Origin of the sequence: Leclercia sp. UBA5958 (assembly GCF_002430365.1) — a bacterium.
In the GTDB taxonomy this organism is placed as follows: Bacteria; Pseudomonadota; Gammaproteobacteria; order Enterobacterales; family Enterobacteriaceae; genus Enterobacter; species Enterobacter pneumoniae.
This window is the reverse complement of sequence record NZ_DJCE01000006.1, coordinates 81745-97547: the sequence shown is the minus strand read 5'-3', so window position 1 is coordinate 97547 and position 15803 is coordinate 81745. Positions and strand designations below refer to the sequence as shown.

Sequence of the window (15803 nt, the reverse complement as noted above, 5' to 3'; positions counted from 1 at the left end):
CGTATAATGCGCAGCCACATTCGTTTCAAGCCGGAGATTCCATCATGCGTCCAGCAGGTCGTAGCGCCAATCAGGTGCGCCCCGTCACCCTGACCCGTAATTACACAAAACACGCTGAAGGTTCCGTGCTTGTTGAATTTGGTGATACCAAAGTGCTCTGCACCGCCTCGATTGAAGAGGGCGTTCCACGCTTTCTGAAAGGCCAGGGCCAGGGCTGGATCACCGCCGAGTACGGTATGTTGCCGCGTGCCACACATACCCGTAACGCCCGCGAAGCGGCGAAAGGTAAGCAGGGCGGCCGTACTATGGAAATCCAGCGCCTGATCGCGCGTGCGCTGCGCGCAGCTGTTGATTTGAAAGTGCTGGGTGAATTTACCATTACGCTGGACTGCGACGTTATCCAGGCCGATGGCGGTACCCGTACAGCCTCTATTACCGGTGCCTGCGTGGCACTGGCCGATGCCCTGAACAAGCTGGTGGCGGCTGGTAAACTGAAAACCAACCCAATGAAAGGGATGGTGGCTGCGGTTTCCGTCGGGATTGTTAATGGCGAAGCGCTATGCGATCTGGAATATGTAGAAGATTCCGCTGCAGAGACCGACATGAACGTGGTGATGACCGAAGACGGGCGCATTATCGAGGTGCAGGGCACCGCAGAAGGCGAACCCTTCACCCATGAAGAACTTCTTACCTTGCTGGCGTTGGCCCGAGGGGGGATTGAGTCCATCGTAACGACGCAGAAGGCGGCGTTGGAAAACTGATTTTAAGGGCGACGTTGTCGCCCTTTTTTTTGTCTGTAGAAAAGTGAATGAGGAGCGAATCCATGAAAGCATATCAGCGCCAGTTTATTGAATTTGCGCTTAACAAGCAGGTACTGAAGTTTGGCGAGTTTACGTTGAAATCCGGGCGCAAGAGCCCCTATTTCTTCAACGCCGGGCTGTTTAATACCGGGCGCGATCTGGCACTGTTAGGCCGTTTTTATGCCGAAGCGCTGATGGATTCCGGCATTGACTTCGATCTGCTGTTCGGCCCTGCTTACAAAGGCATTCCGATTGCGACCACCACGGCGGTGGCGCTGGCTGAACACCATGAACGCGATGTTCCATACTGCTTCAACCGCAAAGAGGCCAAAACACACGGCGAGGGCGGTAACCTGGTCGGTAGCGAACTTCAGGGACGTGTCATGCTGGTGGATGACGTGATCACGGCGGGAACTGCGATTCGTGAATCGATGGAGATTATCCAGGCAAATAACGCGGAGCTAGCAGGCGTGCTCATTTCGCTGGATCGCCAGGAGCGTGGTCGCGGCGAGATTTCTGCCATTCAGGAAGTGGAGCGTGATTACGGCTGCAAAGTGATCTCTATCGTGACCCTGAAAGATCTGATTAGCTATCTGGAAGAGAAACCGGAAATGGCAGATCACCTGGCGGCGGTGCGTGCGTACAGGGAAGCATACGGCGTGTAATAAATAGCCCGGTGGCGCGATGCTTACCGGGCTTATACTTTTTGCAGAGTGAAACGGATGTTATTGCAATTGCGCGGCGACGAGCGGCCAGCGGGCGTCGAAATCGTCGGTTGGGCGATATTTGAACTCGCTGCGCACGAAACGGGAGAGCATGCCTTCACAGAAAGCCAGCACCTGGCTTGCCAGCAGCGTTTCATCGATGGTGTAACCTTCACCTTCACGCATTCTCTTTTCGCGTAGCACTTGACGCAATTGCGCTTCGATACGCTCAAAAAGCTGGTTAATCCGCCCCTGCAGTCGATCTTGTTCGAACATCAGCGCGTGTCCGGTCAGGATACGGGTTAGCCCGGGGTTACGTTCACCGAATCCCAGAATCAATAGGACAATCAGGCGCAGGCGCGCAGAGGTGTCTTTCTCATCTTTCAGAATCAGGTTGATACGCGTAATCAGACTGTCTTCGATAAACTCGATCAGACTGTCGAACATGCGTGTCTTACTGGGGAAATGACGATACAACGCCGCTTCCGACACGCCGACAGAGGCGGCCAGCTTAGCGGTGGTGATGCGTTGACTGCCGTCGCTGGATTCAAGCATCAGAGCCAGAGATTGAAGTATTTCTTCGCGACGATTCCTTTTCGCAGTTTGTTTTTCTGCCATGTTACAAAATACCCCTGAAAATAAGCACTTGTCAGGCTCGCATCCACACAGCGACCGCAAACTGGCGTTTGCGGTTTGTTATGACATTATGGCGCTGTGAAATACGGAGTGTTCGGGCGTTTATTTGCGCCCGGAATGGCCGAAGCCGCCTTCGCCACGGTCGGTGGCATCAAAGTCTTCCACCAGGTTAAATTCTGCCTGTACTACGGGTACAAACACCATCTGCGCGATACGCTCGCCCGGTTCAATGGTAAAGCTGTCCTGACCACGGTTCCAGACAGAAACCATCAACTGGCCCTGGTAATCGGAGTCAATCAGCCCGACCAGGTTGCCCAGGACGATACCGTGTTTATGGCCAAGGCCAGAACGCGGCAGAATAACCGCTGCCAGAGAAGGATCGGCAATGTGAATTGCCAGGCCAGTCGGTAACAGGGTGGTGGCGCCCGGAGCCAGTTCTACGGCGTTGTCGAGACAGGCACGCAGGTCAAGACCGGCAGAGCCGGAGGTGGCATAGGTTGGCAGCGGAAATTGCTGTCCAACACGCGGGTCCAGAATCTTAACGTCGATTTTTTTCATCATAACGGGTAACGATCTCGTCCAGTAATTGTTGGCCCAGGAGCGCTTTTCGCTCAAGCGGTAAGCGTTTTTCTCCATCCTGCCAGAATAAGTGCAGCGCGTTGCTGTCGCTGTTAAATCCTTGTGTAGCCAGCGATACGTCATTCGCACAAATCAAATCGAGATGTTTGCGGGTACGTTTTTGCCGGGCGTATTCTTCCACATTATTTGTTTCAGCAGCAAATCCAACAACAAAAGGTCGATTGATCTTTAATGCCCCCACATTCGCAACGATATCGGGGTTTTTGACCATTTTTATTGTAATTTCATCGCCTTGCTTTTTGATTTTCTGCTCGGCGATGTCAGCTGCGCGGTAATCCGCGACGGCGGCGCAGCCGATAAAAATATGCTGCTGCTGGACGTCTGACTGAACAGCCGCATCCATCTCCAGCGCGGTGGTCACATCAATACGATGGACCTGCGGCGGCGTGGGTAGTGAGACCGGTCCGCTGACCAGCGTCACTTTTGCCCCGCGCTCTGCAGCGGCGGCGGCGATAGCGAAACCCATCTTACCGGAGCTCTTATTCGTGATGTAACGCACCGGATCCAGGGACTCACGTGTCGGGCCCGCGGTAATCATGATGTTGAGATGTTGCAGATCGTTTACAGGCGAAAAATGGTCAGCGGCAAGATCGACAATCGCAAGCGGGTCGAGCATGCGCCCTGGACCGACATCGCCACAAGCCTGGCTGCCGCTGTCCGGACCCCAGATAAGCAGATCGCGCGACGCAAGCGTCGCAAGGTTATGTTGGGTTGCGGCATTGCGATACATCTGCTGGTTCATGGCCGGCACCACTGCTACGGGGGCCGGTGTAGCCAGGCAAATTGTCGACACAAGGTCGTTAGCCATGCCCGCTGCAACGCGGGCGATTAAATCTGCTGTCGCCGGGGCAAGAATCACGAGGTCTGCCCATTTCCCCAGCTCAATATGGCCCATGGCGGCTTCTGCTGCCGGGTCGAGAAGACTATCGGAAACCGGAAAACCGGAAACGGCCTGTAAGCTCATGGGCGTGATAAAGGCTTTACCGCCTTCGGTGATCGCCACCCGTACTTCTGCTCCGCGCTCGCGCAAACGGCGCACCAGCTCTGGCGCTTTATAGGCAGCAATACCGCCGCTCACGCCAAGAACGATTTTTTTACCGGCCAGGCTCTTCATGATTCTTTCCTGTTGGGTTCACCAGAGAGTGGGGCATTTTATCACAATCCGAAAAGCATCGTGTTGTTGTCCCTTGAATCACTTTGCGAGGCGCTACGCAAGACGGCAAATTTCAGGTCGAGTGCTGTCCGGGCCTGTGGCAGCATGCTTTTGCAATAGTAAGGAGATAAGCATATGGAAATAACCTGCCCGATGCTGCCCCGGGAAAAGCTGCTGAAAGATGGCGTTGCCACCTTAACAGATACCGAGTTACTGGCGCTGTTTTTGCGCACCGGTACGCGCGGCAAAAACGTCTTTACGCTTGCCAGCGAAATGCTCGAACACTTTGGCTCATTGTATAGCTTGCTGTCGGCCGAGCTGGTTGATTTTGAGCGTGTCGAAGGTATCGGCATCGCGAAATACGCGCAGTTAAAAGGAATTGCTGAGCTGGCCCGTCGTTATTACGTGTCACAGATGCACGAGGATGACTCGCTGCTGAGTCCTGACCAGGCCCTCACCTTTTTACAAAGCCAGCTAAGTGAAGAAGAACGTGAGATCTTTATGGTGATCTTTCTGGATAATCAGCATCGAGTCATTCATCATTGCCGTCTGTTTTCAGGAACGCTGAATTCTGTTGAGGTACATCCGCGTGAAATCGTGCGGGAGGCAGTAAAAGTAAATGCAGCCGCCGTGATCCTCGCGCATAATCACCCCTCGGGGCGCGCAGAGCCGAGCAACGCCGACAAAGAAGTGACCCAACGTATCATAAAATGTTGTCAATTCATGGACATTAGAGTCGTTGACCATCTGATCATTGGCCGCGGAGAGTACGTTTCTTTTGCAGAACATGGTTGGATTTAGGCCATTTCACGCGATCCATAGGGATCTTTGTCTGTTCGGGACTTGAGCACACCGCCGAGTCAGCGTATACTACGCCACCTTTGAGAATCTCGGGTTTGGCATTTGGGCCTGGCAATCGAGAGTTCACTTAGAACTGCGATGACCGGGCTGTAAAGCCTGACGAGGCGCCGATACCCCATACGAAGCTCGAGCTAATTTGATTTTTGGAGAATAGACATGTCCCGAGTCTGCCAAGTTACTGGCAAGCGTCCGGTGACCGGTAACAACCGTTCCCACGCACTGAACGCGACTAAACGCCGTTTCCTGCCGAACCTGCACTCTCACCGTTTCTGGGTTGAGAGCGAGAAGCGTTTTGTCACCCTGCGTGTATCTGCTAAAGGTATGCGTGTTATTGATAAGAAAGGCATCGATACAGTTCTGTCCGAACTGCGTGCCCGTGGCGAAAAGTACTAAGTACTTAAAGAGGAAATAAATCATGGCTAAAGGTATTCGCGAGAAAATCAAGCTGGTTTCTTCTGCTGGTACAGGTCACTTCTACACCACCACGAAGAACAAACGTACTAAGCCGGAAAAACTGGAACTGAAAAAATTCGATCCAGTTGTACGCCAGCACGTACTGTACAAAGAAGCTAAAATTAAATAATTTTAGACTCCTTGTAGAAAAACCCCGCTTCGGCGGGGTTTTTTGCATTCTGCGTAGCCCAACGGAGGAAACATGCCTGAATTACCCGAGGTAGAGACCAGCCGCCGCGGTATTGAGCCTCACCTGGTCGGCGAAACTATTCTTCATGCGATTGTGCGCAACGGTCGCCTGCGCTGGCCTGTCTCCGATGAGATTCATGCGTTGAGCGACAAACCCGTGCTCAGTGTGCAACGTCGCGCGAAATATCTGCTTCTGGAGTTGCCTGATGGCTGGATTATTATCCACCTCGGCATGTCCGGGAGCCTACGCATCTTGCCTCATGAGCTGCCACCAGATAAGCATGACCATGTTGATCTGGTCATGAGCAACGGTAAAGTGCTGCGCTATACCGATCCGCGTCGCTTTGGCGCCTGGCTGTGGACGAAAGAGCTGGAAGGGCACAATGTACTGGCTCATCTCGGCCCTGAGCCGCTGAGCGAAGATTTTGATGCGGATTACCTGAAGGCTAAGTGCGAGAAGAAGAAAACCCCTATCAAACCCTGGCTGATGGATAACAAGCTGGTCGTGGGTGTCGGTAACATTTATGCCAGTGAATCGCTGTTTGCTGCCGGGATCCATCCGGATCGCCTGGCCTCGTCACTCTCTGCTGATGAGTGCGCGTTGCTGGTAAAAGTGATTAAAGCCGTTTTACAGCGCTCGATTGAGCAGGGCGGCACAACGTTGAAGGATTTTCTGCAAAGCGACGGTAAGCCAGGCTACTTTGCGCAAGAACTGCAGGTTTATGGCCGCAAAGGGGAGGCTTGTCGGGTATGCGGCTCGCCCATAGTGGCGACAAAACATGCCCAGCGAGCAACATTTTATTGCCGCCAGTGCCAGAAATGACATGGCAAGCCAGGCGTTTATTTCAGCCTGGCTAACAGCGCCTGATGGACATTTTCTGGCAGGAAGTGAGTGACATCCCCGGCATGACGCGCCACTTCTTTCACCAGCGATGAAGAGATAAATGACCACTCTTTTGAGGGCATCAGAAAGACACTTTCCAGCTCGGGCATCAGATGGCGGTTCATATGCGCCAGCTGCATTTCATACTCAAAATCAGCAACGGCACGCAGGCCACGTATCAGGATGTTGGCCTGCTGTGTGCGGGCAAAATTCGCCATTAAATCGCTAAAACCGACCACGTCGACATTGGGCAGGTGAGCCGTAGCGCTTTCCGCAAGGGCGACACGTTCATCCAGGTCGAACAGCGGCTTCTTGCTGGGACTGGCAGCGATGGCCAGGATAACCTGATCAAACATGCTGGCTGCGCGCGTGACAATATCAATGTGACCATTGGTAATGGGATCGAAAGTGCCCGGATAAATCGCCCGTTTAAGCATAACAGCCCTCAATGCGTTTTAGGTGGCAGATACGGTTCCAGTAACTGGAGTAGGCGTTGCAGTGCGCCCTGGTTTTGATACAGCACTTCAACGGCATGGCGACCGTAAAAATTGCGGTAATCGGCATCGGTTAGCAAAGAGGAGACCTCTTTCGCCAGCGTCGCAGCATCGGTCACGGTAATCAGACCGCCTGCACTATCGAGACGGGCACAAATATCTTTAAAATTAAAAGTATGTGGCCCCATCAAGACGGGAATAGCATGCGCTGCCGCTTCCAGGGGGTTATGCCCACCACGTTCAACCAGCGAACCGCCCACAAAAGCGAGATCGGCAATGCCGTAAAGCAGCATCAGCTCGCCCATCGTGTCGCCGACCACAACCTGCGTGCTGGCAGAAGGTACTTCGCCAGATGAACGTGTGATATAGCTTAGACCCGCGCCACGCACAAGGTTAACGGCATCCGGGAATCGCTCGGGATGACGTGGCACCAGAATCAGCAGCAGATTAGGAAACTGTTCTAACAATGCCTGATGGGCTGCGATCACCGCGCTCTCTTCGCCATCGTGCGTGCTGGTAGCAATCCACACTGGACGGTGCGGCGCCCATTGACGACGCAGCGTGACGGCTTTCGCTGCAAGCTGCGGCGTGACGGAAATATCGAACTTAAGGCTGCCGGTGACGGTAACCTGATTGTTCTTTGCACCTAATGTCACAAAGCGTTCACCGTCTTCTTCATTTTGTGCGGCAATCAGGGTAATACGACGTAGCAGTCGGCGTACAAATTTGCCCAGCTTTGCATACCCCGCCGCCGAGCGAGCAGAGAGACGCGCGTTGGCAATCACCAGGGGAATTTTGCGTTTATGCAGGGCCGCAATCAGGTTTGGCCACAGCTCCGTCTCCATGATTAACACCAGCTTCGGGTCAACTTTATTCAGGAAACGGCCAACGGCATCAGGCAGATCGTAAGGCAGGTAAACATGCTGAACATCGCTACCAAAAGCTGACTGCACGCGCTCTGACCCTGTTGGAGTCATGGTGGTTACGGTGATCGGCAGATCGGGGTAACGGTGGCGTAAAGCACGAACGAGTGGGATTGCGGCCAGCGTTTCGCCCACGGAGACCGAATGCAGCATGATGCCGCCTGGCTTGAGTGGACGACGGTAGAACCCGTAGCGTTCCGCCCAACGTTTACGATAAGCCGGTGCTTTACGTCCACGCACCCATAGCCGTATCCAGATCAATGGCTGAATGAGGTATAGAAGGGCGGTGTAAAGCAATTCGAGCATAGTAAATCGCTGGGTTATGGATGTGCTGGGGATTCTATGTATTTAGCTGCGCCTTTGCCATTACTTTTCCTGTTTTTGGTCTATTTAGACGCCTGTACCCCGCCACTTGCGATGCCTATGATTTTTGTATTTTTATGCGATTTGTTGAATTTTACCGCCAGGGGCACCCGGAACCAACGTGAACAAGCCGCTTTTACCGCAAATTATCATGCTTATCATTCTGATTTGACTGCATAAAATGAATGCTCTGATTAAATTTTATTCGTATCGGATTGAAGCGAAAGAAGTGTTACACTAGCGCACAAAAGTGAGTGCGGTATCAGTATTCAGGTAGCTGTTGAGCCTGGGGCGGTAGCGTGCTTTTTTCTGCCTGCCTTTACCGGACAATCACAACAAAAGAGCCGCTTGTGGAAAAGTCATTTCGAAAAATTCTGGTTATAAAGATGCGTTTCCATGGAGATATGTTATTAACAACTCCTGTCATCAGTACGCTAAAACAGAATTATCCTGACGCAAAGATTGATGTGCTTCTTTATCAGGATACGATGCCGATATTGTCTGAGAATCCTGAAATTAACGCGCTGTATGGCATAAAAAATAAGAAGGCCAACGCGGCAGAGAAAATAGCGAATTTCGCAAATTTACTTAAAACCCTCCGCGCTAATCGGTATGACCTGATTGTTAACCTGACAGATCAGTGGATGGTTGCGCTATTAGTCAGGCTTCTCAACGTACCCGTTCGGATTTCACAAGATTACAGCCATCGCCAGTCATCGTTCTGGCGCAATAGCTTTACTCACCTTGCCCCTTTAGTAGGCGAGAATGTGGTTGAAAGTAACCTCTCAGTACTGGCTCCCCTGAACCTGACCTCGTTCGTCAGCCGTACCACGATGAGTTATAACCCGTCATGCTGGGAACGCGTGCGTAGCGAACTGGATAAATCCGGAGTCGGCGAACATTATGTTGTCATCCAACCTACGGCACGTCAGGTATTTAAATGCTGGAACAACGAGAAGTTTTCCGAGGTCATCGATGCCCTGCATGCAGAAGGCTATCAGGTCGTGCTCACCTCCGGGCCTGGTAGTGATGATCTGGCCTGTATAAAGGTGATTGCCGAAGGCTGTAAAACGCCTCCCGTAACGGCGCTTGCCGGTAAAGTGACTTTCCCTGAGTTGGGGGCGCTAATTGATCATGCGGAACTGTTTATTGGCGTGGATTCCGCGCCCGGACATATCGCGGCGGCGGTTAACACACCTTTGGTGTGCTTATTTGGTGCGACAGACCATAATTTCTGGCGCCCCTGGTCCACGAATATGATTCAGTTTTGGGCCGGTGATTACCGACCAATGCCGCCGCGCGAGCAACGCGATCGCAATGAGATGTATCTTTCCGTCATTCCTGCCAGTGATGTTATTGCGGCGGTAAAGAAAATGTTGCCTGTAAGTCATGTGACGACAGTGGAAGGTGACGCACTATGATCGTTGCTTTCTGTTTATATAAATATTTCCCGTTCGGCGGTCTGCAGCGTGATTTTATGCGCATTGCTCAGACTGTTGCGGCTCGTGGGCATCATGTTCGCGTGTACACCCAGTCCTGGGAAGGTGAGTGCCCGGACGTATTTGAGTTGATACGCGTCCCGGTAAAATCCCGCACCAATCATGGACGTAACGCGGAATATCATGCCTGGGTACAGGCACATCTTCGTGACCATCCGGTGGATCGGGTCGTTGGCTTTAATAAGATGCCTGGCCTCGATGTCTATTATGCAGCCGATGTCTGTTACGCCGAGAAAGTGGCGCAGGAGAAGGGATTTTTCTATCGTCTGACTTCGCGCTATCGGCACTATGCGGCCTTTGAACGTGCGACCTTCGAGAACGGCAAGCCAACGCAGTTACTGATGTTGACGGATAAGCAGATCGCTGATTTTCAGAAACATTATCAGACTGAAGCTGAGCGTTTTCACATCCTTCCGCCCGGTATTTACCCCGACCGGAAGTACAGCCAACAGATTCCAAACAGTCGCGAAATCTATCGTCAGAAAAATGGCATTAACGAGCAGCAGCACTTAATACTGCAGGTCGGCTCTGACTTTAGCCGTAAGGGCGTAGACCGTTCTATCGAGGCGCTGGCGTCGCTACCTCAGGCGCAGCGTCAGAATACCCAGCTTTTTGTCGTTGGCCAGGACAAGCCGCGGAAATTCGAGGCGCTGGCGGAAAAACTCGGCGTTCGCAGTAATGTTCATTTCTTCTCCGGACGTAACGATGTTGCAGAGCTGATGGCAGCGGCAGATTTACTGCTGCATCCTGCCTATCAGGAAGCCGCCGGTATCGTATTGCTGGAGGCGATTACCGCAGGCTTGCCCGTACTGACAACGGCAGTTTGCGGCTATGCACACTATATTGAGGATGCTAATTGCGGCGTCGCCATTGCAGAGCCTTTCCGGCAAGAAGCGTTGAATGAAGCGTTACGCAAAGCGCTGACACAACCGTCACTGCGCGCTGCCTGGGCGGAAAATGCGCGCCATTATGCGGATACCCAGGATTTATACAGCCTGCCGGAGAAAGCGGCGGATATCATAACAGGTGGTTTAGATGGTTGAGCTGAAAGAGCCGTTAGCCACATTATGGCGCGGTAAAGATGCTTTCGAAGAGGTCAAAAATCTGCAGGGTGAGGTCTTCCGGGAGCTGGAAACTCGCCGTACCTTGCGCTTCGAGCTGGCTGGTAAAAGTTATTTTCTGAAATGGCACCGCGGGACGTCCCTGAAAGAGATCGTGAAAAATCTGCTCTCGCTGCGTATGCCGGTTTTAGGTGCCGACAGAGAGTGGCACGCCATTCATCGGCTGAGCAAGCTGGGCGTAGATACCATGTATGGTGTCGGCTTTGGTGAGAAAGGCCTCAATCCGCTCACGCGTACGTCCTTCATCATAACGGAAGATTTAACCCCGACGATAAGCCTGGAAGATTACTGTGCGGATTGGGCAACCAATCCTCCGGACGTGCGCGTGAAACGTATGCTTATCGATCGTGTTGCGACCATGGTTCGTAAAATGCACACGGGAGGGATCAATCACCGCGATTGTTATATTTGTCACTTTCTCCTGCATCTGCCGTTCAGTGGCGACGAAGCGGATTTAAAGATCTCAATGATTGACCTCCATCGTGCGCAAATTCGTGAAAAAGTCCCACGCCGCTGGCGCGATAAGGACCTTATTGGGCTCTATTTTTCGTCAATGAATATTGGATTAACGCAGCGGGATATCTGGCGATTTATGAAGATTTATTTTGAGTTGCCATTAAAAAACATTCTTCGCCAGGAGAGCGATCTACTAACGCAGGCAGAAGAAAAAGCCAGTAAAATTCGCGAAAGAACGATTCGCAAGTCGTTGTAACCCGCCCGGGGCTATCCTTTCTCTTTATATTTAGCGGACAAGAATTAACATGTCTCAGTTTAGTGACAAAGATGTCATCCTTTCAGTATTTGATTATGACTGTCGAGAAATTAAATCGAACGATAGCCTTAATATTGCATTCGGCATCGATAAAAACTTCCTCTTTGGCTGTGGTGTTGCGATAGCATCAATATTGCTGAATAATAAATCGCTAAATTTTGAATTCCATGTATTTACCGATTATTTTAGCGACGAAGATAAAGTACGTTTTTCCGAGTTGGCTGCGCAATACCACACTTCTGTTAAAGTCTATCTGATTAATTGCGATAAACTTAAGACGCTTCCGTTTACCAAAAATTGGTCTTATGCAACTTATTTCCGTTTTGTTATAGCGGATTATTTTTATCATAAAATCGATAAGTTATTGTATCTTGATGCAGACATCGCCTGTAAGGGCACTATTCAAGAACTAGCCGAATATACGTTTGCGGAAAATGAAGTTGCAGCGGTGGTAACTGAAAGGGATAGCGAATGGTGGACCAATCGCGCGAATACCCTTACTACCCCAGCCCTGGCTTCAGGGTATTTTAATGCCGGATTTTTGCTGATCAACATTAATGAATGGCAAAAAAATGACATTTCTACCCGAGCGATTGAAATGCTGCGTATACCTGAGTGGGTAGAGAAAATCACGCATTTGGATCAGGACGTACTGAACATTTTACTGGCAGGTAAAGTGAATTTTATCGACGGGAAGTACAACACACGTTTTAGTATCAATTATGAACTGAAAGATGATGTTGTGAATCCTGTGAATGATAAAACAGTATTTATTCACTATGTCGGTCCTACAAAACCCTGGCACGAATGGGCAAATTATCCGGTATCGCAAAGTTTCCTTGATGCTAAGAAGCATTCTCCATGGCAAAACGTTGAGCTTTTAAAACCAGTAAATAGTAATCAGTATAGATATTGTGCCAAGCATAAATTCAGGCAAGGAAAGACCTTGCAGGGTATTTTGAGTTACATTAATTATTATAAAAATAAACTTATTAAGTAATAATAAATACTTACTAAAAATTTAAAAATAACGGTTTCATTATGATTCAAAAAAAGACAATAGATAATTTAGTGGTTTTCGTAAAAGATAACGATCCCTTTTATGAAAAAATTTTGAAAGATTTTCTTCGTTTTAATCTTAAAGTGACAAAAGTATTTCGTTCAATTGAAGATACTAAAGTCATACTGATCGAAACCGAACGCGGGCCGATAGTACTAAAAGTCTTTGCGCCGAAACATAAAAAAGTAGAGCGATTCCTGAAATCGTGCGTAAAGAGAGATTACTACGAAAACTTAATTTATCAGACTAATAGAGTCAGAAACGAGGGTGTATCCTCAATTAATGATTACTATCTATTGGCTGAGAAAAAGACATTGAATTTCTCCCATTACTTTATAATGTTAATTGAATACATTGAAGGTACAGGTTTAGAACAATATGTTGACGTCCCTGAACATATTAAGAAAGAGATTTCAGATTCAATAAAAGAGTTACATGATCATGGTATGGTGTCAGGCGATCCACATAAGGCTAATTTCATTGTGTCGGAGCAGGGATTACGCTTGATAGATCTTTCTGGTAAAAAAACGAGCCCATTATTGAAAGCGAAAGACAGGCTTGATCTTGAGCGTCATTACGGAATCAAAAATACACTGCATGATTCTGGATATAACTCGCTCCTCTTTAAAAAGAAAGTTAAAAACATTATTAGAGAAATAAAGGTTAAGCTGGGTCTGAAGAAACGTTAATTATTTCCGAAGACTTAGTAAGTAACAGTACGTGTAGATAATACGCCTGAAAGGTAAATAACTTGGATTTTAAACAATTAACCCGGTTTAAAGACATAATTGTGCTGGATAAACGCATTGAAAAATGCGAAGACCGCGATACTTTTAATATTTCATGGGGTATCGATAAAAACTATCAGGTCGGTGCAGCAATATCCATCGCATCGATCCTGGAGAATAACAAGCAGCATGACACGCCGTTTACCTTTCATATTATTTCGGATGTCTTAGATCCTGACTTTGTTCATCTGCTTACTGAGCTTGCTGAACAGCACAAAACAGTTATTAAGCTCTATCATATTGATGCAGCACCTTTATCGACACTACCCAAAACGGATATTTGGCCCGTGTCGATTTATTATAGACTGCTCTCGTTCGATTACTTCTCTGAACGACTGGATAAACTGTTGTACCTTGATGCTGACATCACTTGTAAAGGCTCACTAGAAGAGTTGATTGCTCTGGAGTTTAACGATCAGTACGGTGCGGTAGTTGTTGATGTCGATTCTATGCAGAAGAAGAGTGCCGAGCGACTGAAAAATCCAGAGTTCGAAGGTCATTATTTTAACTCTGGTGTGATGTATATTAATCTGAAGCAGTGGTTGAATTCGCATCTGACGGAAAAGTTTTTTGATTTGCTTTCTGATCCTCAAGTGACAGAGAATATAAAGTATCCAGACCAGGATATTTTAAATATTATGTTCCTCCACCATGCTGAGCTTCTTCCGCGGGAATATAATACAATCTATTCTCTTAAATCTGAGTTTGAAGAAAAGAATAAAGAGTATTACCTTTCGTTTATCACAGATAAAACAGTGTTTATACACTATACGGGCGTGACGAAGCCCTGGCATGACTGGGCAAGCTATCCGTCAGCCCGATTTTTCCGTGATGTTTATGCGCTTTCGCCATGGAAAGTAAAGCCCTGGCAGCCAGCCGTAAGAAAGCACGAGTGCCGCGAGAAATACAAACATTTATTATATCAAAATAAGTACTTTGCCGGTTTATACACAGCAATTAAATATAATTTGATGAAGAGCTAAATTAGAATGGTTGATAAAATCATCTTTACGGTTACGCCGATATTCTCTATTCCTCCTCGGGGCGCCGCAGCAGTAGAGACATGGATGTATCAGGTTGCTCAACGAACCACCATTCCTAATCGTATTGTGTGTATTAAAAACGAAGGATATTCTGATTATACGCAGGTGAACGATAACTGCAGTATACATCGCATCGGTTTTAGTCGGGTTTACAAACGCATTTTTCAGAAATGGACGCGTCTCGATCCTTTACCCTATTCGCAACGTATTCTTAACATAGCAAAAGATTTTCCGATTACCGATAAAAGCGTGATTGTCGTACATAACAGTATGAAGCTTTATCGACAGATCAGGGAGCGCGCGCCACAAACTAAAATTGTTTTACACATGCACAACGCGTTGGAAGTCAAAGGCCTTGACGCTGATGTCAAAATGATTGTACCAAGTATCTTCCTTAAAGATTTCTATCAAGCAAAATTGCCACAGGCGAATATAGCAATCGTACCAAACGGGATTGATCTTGAAGCGTATCAGGCAAGTTATGCCGAAAAATCCAAAGTCGATCTGGGTCTTTCTGCAAATGATACGGTCATATTCTATGCAGGGCGTATTGTTCCTGATAAGGGGATTTTGCAATTACTTCAAGCATTCGAGAAAATATCCGAATCTCACGAGAATTTAAAACTCGTCGTGGTTGGCGATCACTTAGAAGTGAGTAAAAGTGATAAAGGTGCATACCAGCGTGAAGTGAGAAATATATCCGAGCGACTAAATGGAAAGTGTTTATTGCTTGGCAGTATGTCTCCCGAGAAAATGAATAATTACTATGCCGTTGGAGATTTGGTTGTAATTCCATCACAAGTACAAGAAGCTTTTTGCATGGTGGCAATAGAAGCTATGGGTGCGGGAAAACCCGTTTTGGTAAGTACGCGTGGAGGTATGACTGAATTTGTGAAACATAAACAGACAGGTTTTCATCTTAGAGAACCGATGACCGTTGATTCTATCGCAGAGGATATCGTTAATATCCTTAAGGATAAGCAATTGACGAATATTGCAATGAATGGAAAAAAATTTGTTTATGAGCACTACAGTTGGTTAGGAGTAACACAAGTTTTTGAAGATGTCATACGCCAATGGTTTGATTAAAGAACACGTTAATAAAAAATAATACCAGTCAGTTAAGCAACTGGCTGGCCCTTTTTTCGGGGCTGTAGTGTATTTCCAGATCTTCTCCCGGGCACCCTCAGAAAAGTTCCTTCTCTTCGTGTCGGTAACCTGACCGGCTGCCACCATGCTTCCTGGTCTTCAGCGTCAGCCTATTCAGCTGTATCGTCTGCTTTATCTACCTGTATCCCAGTTCGATTTCCCAGCTATGGCTGTGCAGGTCTGTCATTTCTGCGGCGGGGTAACGCATCGCATCTGCCATCGACGTCAGCAGGTGGCTGACTTTCCTTTGCGCATCAAAGATAGCAGGCGACG

General features: G+C 48.7%; 19 protein-coding genes and 1 pseudogene. 14 read left to right on the top strand and 6 right to left on the bottom strand.

Going from position 1 to position 15803, the window contains the following annotated elements; genetic code table 11:
- Positions 1–44 precede the first annotated feature (44 nt).
- Together rph and pyrE are read left to right on the top strand one after the other, a co-directional pair.
- The gene (gene rph / locus B2Q93_RS08790; RefSeq protein ID WP_040077825.1) at positions 45–761 is read left to right on the top strand and encodes a ribonuclease PH; all 717 of its coding nucleotides are present in this window, start codon (positions 45–47) and stop codon (positions 759–761) included.
- A 62-nt stretch (positions 762–823) separates the two neighbouring features.
- A complete protein-coding gene (gene pyrE, locus B2Q93_RS08785; protein WP_040077826.1) occupies positions 824–1465 on the top strand; it encodes an orotate phosphoribosyltransferase in 642 nt (213 codons plus the stop codon).
- A gap of 60 nt (positions 1466–1525) precedes the next feature.
- On the opposite strand, the gene slmA is transcribed toward pyrE, so the two are convergent.
- The 3 genes from slmA to coaBC form a co-directional block, all read right to left on the bottom strand.
- Positions 1526–2122: a nucleoid occlusion factor SlmA gene (gene slmA / locus B2Q93_RS08780; protein WP_040077827.1), complete on the bottom strand. Its 597-nt coding sequence runs from the start codon at positions 2120–2122 to the stop codon at positions 1526–1528.
- 120 nt (positions 2123–2242) lie between these two features.
- Positions 2243–2701, bottom strand: a complete 459-nt coding sequence (gene dut / locus B2Q93_RS08775; RefSeq protein WP_040077828.1) for a dUTP diphosphatase — start codon at positions 2699–2701, stop codon at positions 2243–2245.
- Positions 2679–3893 (bottom strand): bifunctional phosphopantothenoylcysteine decarboxylase/phosphopantothenate--cysteine ligase CoaBC, encoded by a 1215-nt coding sequence (coaBC, locus tag B2Q93_RS08770; protein WP_046886309.1) that lies wholly within the window; start codon positions 3891–3893, stop codon positions 2679–2681. Before coaBC ends, dut begins: the two co-directional genes overlap by 23 nt.
- Positions 3894–4067: 174 nt before the next feature.
- Here coaBC and radC point away from each other — a divergent pair, with 174 nt between their 5' ends.
- From radC to mutM, 4 genes are all read left to right on the top strand, one after another.
- Positions 4068–4733 carry a RadC family protein gene (gene radC, locus B2Q93_RS08765; RefSeq protein WP_046886308.1) on the top strand — a complete coding sequence of 222 codons (666 nt, stop codon included), beginning with the start codon at positions 4068–4070 and terminating at the stop codon, positions 4731–4733.
- 216 nt (positions 4734–4949) lie between these two features.
- Entirely contained in the window at positions 4950–5186 is a 237-nt protein-coding gene (rpmB, locus tag B2Q93_RS08760) for a 50S ribosomal protein L28 (RefSeq protein WP_002436699.1), read from the top strand.
- Between the two features lie 22 nt (positions 5187–5208).
- On the top strand, positions 5209–5376 hold the full coding sequence (gene rpmG / locus B2Q93_RS08755) for a 50S ribosomal protein L33 (protein ID WP_003024094.1): 168 nt from the start codon (positions 5209–5211) through the stop codon (positions 5374–5376).
- A gap of 72 nt (positions 5377–5448) precedes the next feature.
- Positions 5449–6258 carry a bifunctional DNA-formamidopyrimidine glycosylase/DNA-(apurinic or apyrimidinic site) lyase gene (gene mutM, locus B2Q93_RS08750; protein WP_040077832.1) on the top strand — a complete coding sequence of 270 codons (810 nt, stop codon included), beginning with the start codon at positions 5449–5451 and terminating at the stop codon, positions 6256–6258.
- Between the two features lie 17 nt (positions 6259–6275).
- Here mutM and coaD read toward each other — a convergent pair whose 3' ends face one another.
- Together coaD and waaA are read right to left on the bottom strand one after the other, a co-directional pair.
- A complete protein-coding gene (gene coaD, locus B2Q93_RS08745; protein WP_040077833.1) occupies positions 6276–6755 on the bottom strand; it encodes a pantetheine-phosphate adenylyltransferase in 480 nt (159 codons plus the stop codon).
- Between the two features lie 8 nt (positions 6756–6763).
- Positions 6764–8041, bottom strand: coding sequence for a lipid IV(A) 3-deoxy-D-manno-octulosonic acid transferase (gene waaA / locus B2Q93_RS08740; RefSeq protein WP_040077834.1), 1278 nt, complete (start codon positions 8039–8041; stop codon positions 6764–6766).
- 36 nt (positions 8042–8077) lie between these two features.
- Here waaA and B2Q93_RS08735 point away from each other — a divergent pair, with 36 nt between their 5' ends.
- The 8 genes from B2Q93_RS08735 to B2Q93_RS08700 all read left to right on the top strand — a co-directional run bounded on the left by B2Q93_RS08735 (position 8078) and on the right by B2Q93_RS08700 (position 15470).
- Positions 8078–8278, top strand: a complete 201-nt coding sequence (locus B2Q93_RS08735; RefSeq protein ID WP_286932567.1) for a hypothetical protein — start codon at positions 8078–8080, stop codon at positions 8276–8278.
- 170 nt (positions 8279–8448) lie between these two features.
- Complete coding sequence (rfaQ, locus tag B2Q93_RS08730; protein WP_286932565.1) at positions 8449–9519, top strand: lipopolysaccharide core heptosyltransferase RfaQ; 1071 nt, start codon at positions 8449–8451, stop codon at positions 9517–9519.
- Positions 9516–10640, top strand: coding sequence for a glycosyltransferase family 4 protein (locus B2Q93_RS08725; RefSeq protein WP_040077837.1), 1125 nt, complete (start codon positions 9516–9518; stop codon positions 10638–10640). The genes rfaQ and B2Q93_RS08725 overlap by 4 nt, the downstream gene beginning before the upstream one ends.
- Positions 10633–11430: a lipopolysaccharide core heptose(I) kinase RfaP gene (gene rfaP, locus B2Q93_RS08720; RefSeq protein WP_286932563.1), complete on the top strand. Its 798-nt coding sequence runs from the start codon at positions 10633–10635 to the stop codon at positions 11428–11430. The genes B2Q93_RS08725 and rfaP overlap by 8 nt, the downstream gene beginning before the upstream one ends.
- Before the next feature lie 49 nt (positions 11431–11479).
- Positions 11480–12490 carry a lipopolysaccharide 3-alpha-galactosyltransferase gene (gene waaO, locus B2Q93_RS08715; protein ID WP_286932561.1) on the top strand — a complete coding sequence of 337 codons (1011 nt, stop codon included), beginning with the start codon at positions 11480–11482 and terminating at the stop codon, positions 12488–12490.
- A gap of 41 nt (positions 12491–12531) precedes the next feature.
- Positions 12532–13239: a lipopolysaccharide core heptose(II) kinase RfaY gene (gene rfaY, locus B2Q93_RS08710; protein WP_207292733.1), complete on the top strand. Its 708-nt coding sequence runs from the start codon at positions 12532–12534 to the stop codon at positions 13237–13239.
- A gap of 62 nt (positions 13240–13301) precedes the next feature.
- The gene (locus tag B2Q93_RS08705) at positions 13302–14321 is read left to right on the top strand and encodes a glycosyltransferase family 8 protein (RefSeq protein WP_286932559.1); all 1020 of its coding nucleotides are present in this window, start codon (positions 13302–13304) and stop codon (positions 14319–14321) included.
- 6 nt (positions 14322–14327) lie between these two features.
- Entirely contained in the window at positions 14328–15470 is a 1143-nt protein-coding gene (locus tag B2Q93_RS08700) for a lipopolysaccharide N-acetylglucosaminyltransferase (protein ID WP_286932557.1), read from the top strand.
- A 199-nt stretch (positions 15471–15669) separates the two neighbouring features.
- On the opposite strand, the pseudogene B2Q93_RS08695 reads toward B2Q93_RS08700, so the two are convergent.
- A pseudogene (locus B2Q93_RS08695) lies at positions 15670–15800 on the bottom strand (IS4 family transposase); the annotation flags it as partial.
- Positions 15801–15803 lie beyond the last annotated feature (3 nt).

Excerpts from the sequence above, each read along its gene's own strand:
- rph (WP_040077825.1), top strand. The coding sequence starts at position 45 with ATGCGTCCAGCAGGTCGTAGCGCCAATCAGGTGCGCCCCGTCACCCTG.
- pyrE (WP_040077826.1), top strand. The coding sequence starts at position 824 with ATGAAAGCATATCAGCGCCAGTTTATTGAATTTGCGCTTAACAAGCAG.
- slmA (WP_040077827.1), bottom strand. The coding sequence starts at position 2,122 with ATGGCAGAAAAACAAACTGCGAAAAGGAATCGTCGCGAAGAAATACTT.
- dut (WP_040077828.1), bottom strand. The coding sequence starts at position 2,701 with ATGATGAAAAAAATCGACGTTAAGATTCTGGACCCGCGTGTTGGACAG.
- coaBC (WP_046886309.1), bottom strand. The coding sequence starts at position 3,893 with ATGAAGAGCCTGGCCGGTAAAAAAATCGTTCTTGGCGTGAGCGGCGGT.
- radC (WP_046886308.1), top strand. The coding sequence starts at position 4,068 with ATGGAAATAACCTGCCCGATGCTGCCCCGGGAAAAGCTGCTGAAAGAT.
- rpmB (WP_002436699.1), top strand. The coding sequence starts at position 4,950 with ATGTCCCGAGTCTGCCAAGTTACTGGCAAGCGTCCGGTGACCGGTAAC.
- rpmG (WP_003024094.1), top strand. The coding sequence starts at position 5,209 with ATGGCTAAAGGTATTCGCGAGAAAATCAAGCTGGTTTCTTCTGCTGGT.
- mutM (WP_040077832.1), top strand. The coding sequence starts at position 5,449 with ATGCCTGAATTACCCGAGGTAGAGACCAGCCGCCGCGGTATTGAGCCT.
- coaD (WP_040077833.1), bottom strand. The coding sequence starts at position 6,755 with ATGCTTAAACGGGCGATTTATCCGGGCACTTTCGATCCCATTACCAAT.
- waaA (WP_040077834.1), bottom strand. The coding sequence starts at position 8,041 with ATGCTCGAATTGCTTTACACCGCCCTTCTATACCTCATTCAGCCATTG.
- B2Q93_RS08735 (WP_286932567.1), top strand. The coding sequence starts at position 8,078 with ATGTATTTAGCTGCGCCTTTGCCATTACTTTTCCTGTTTTTGGTCTAT.
- B2Q93_RS08725 (WP_040077837.1), top strand. The coding sequence starts at position 9,516 with ATGATCGTTGCTTTCTGTTTATATAAATATTTCCCGTTCGGCGGTCTG.
- rfaP (WP_286932563.1), top strand. The coding sequence starts at position 10,633 with ATGGTTGAGCTGAAAGAGCCGTTAGCCACATTATGGCGCGGTAAAGAT.
- waaO (WP_286932561.1), top strand. The coding sequence starts at position 11,480 with ATGTCTCAGTTTAGTGACAAAGATGTCATCCTTTCAGTATTTGATTAT.
- rfaY (WP_207292733.1), top strand. The coding sequence starts at position 12,532 with ATGATTCAAAAAAAGACAATAGATAATTTAGTGGTTTTCGTAAAAGAT.
- B2Q93_RS08700 (WP_286932557.1), top strand. The coding sequence starts at position 14,328 with ATGGTTGATAAAATCATCTTTACGGTTACGCCGATATTCTCTATTCCT.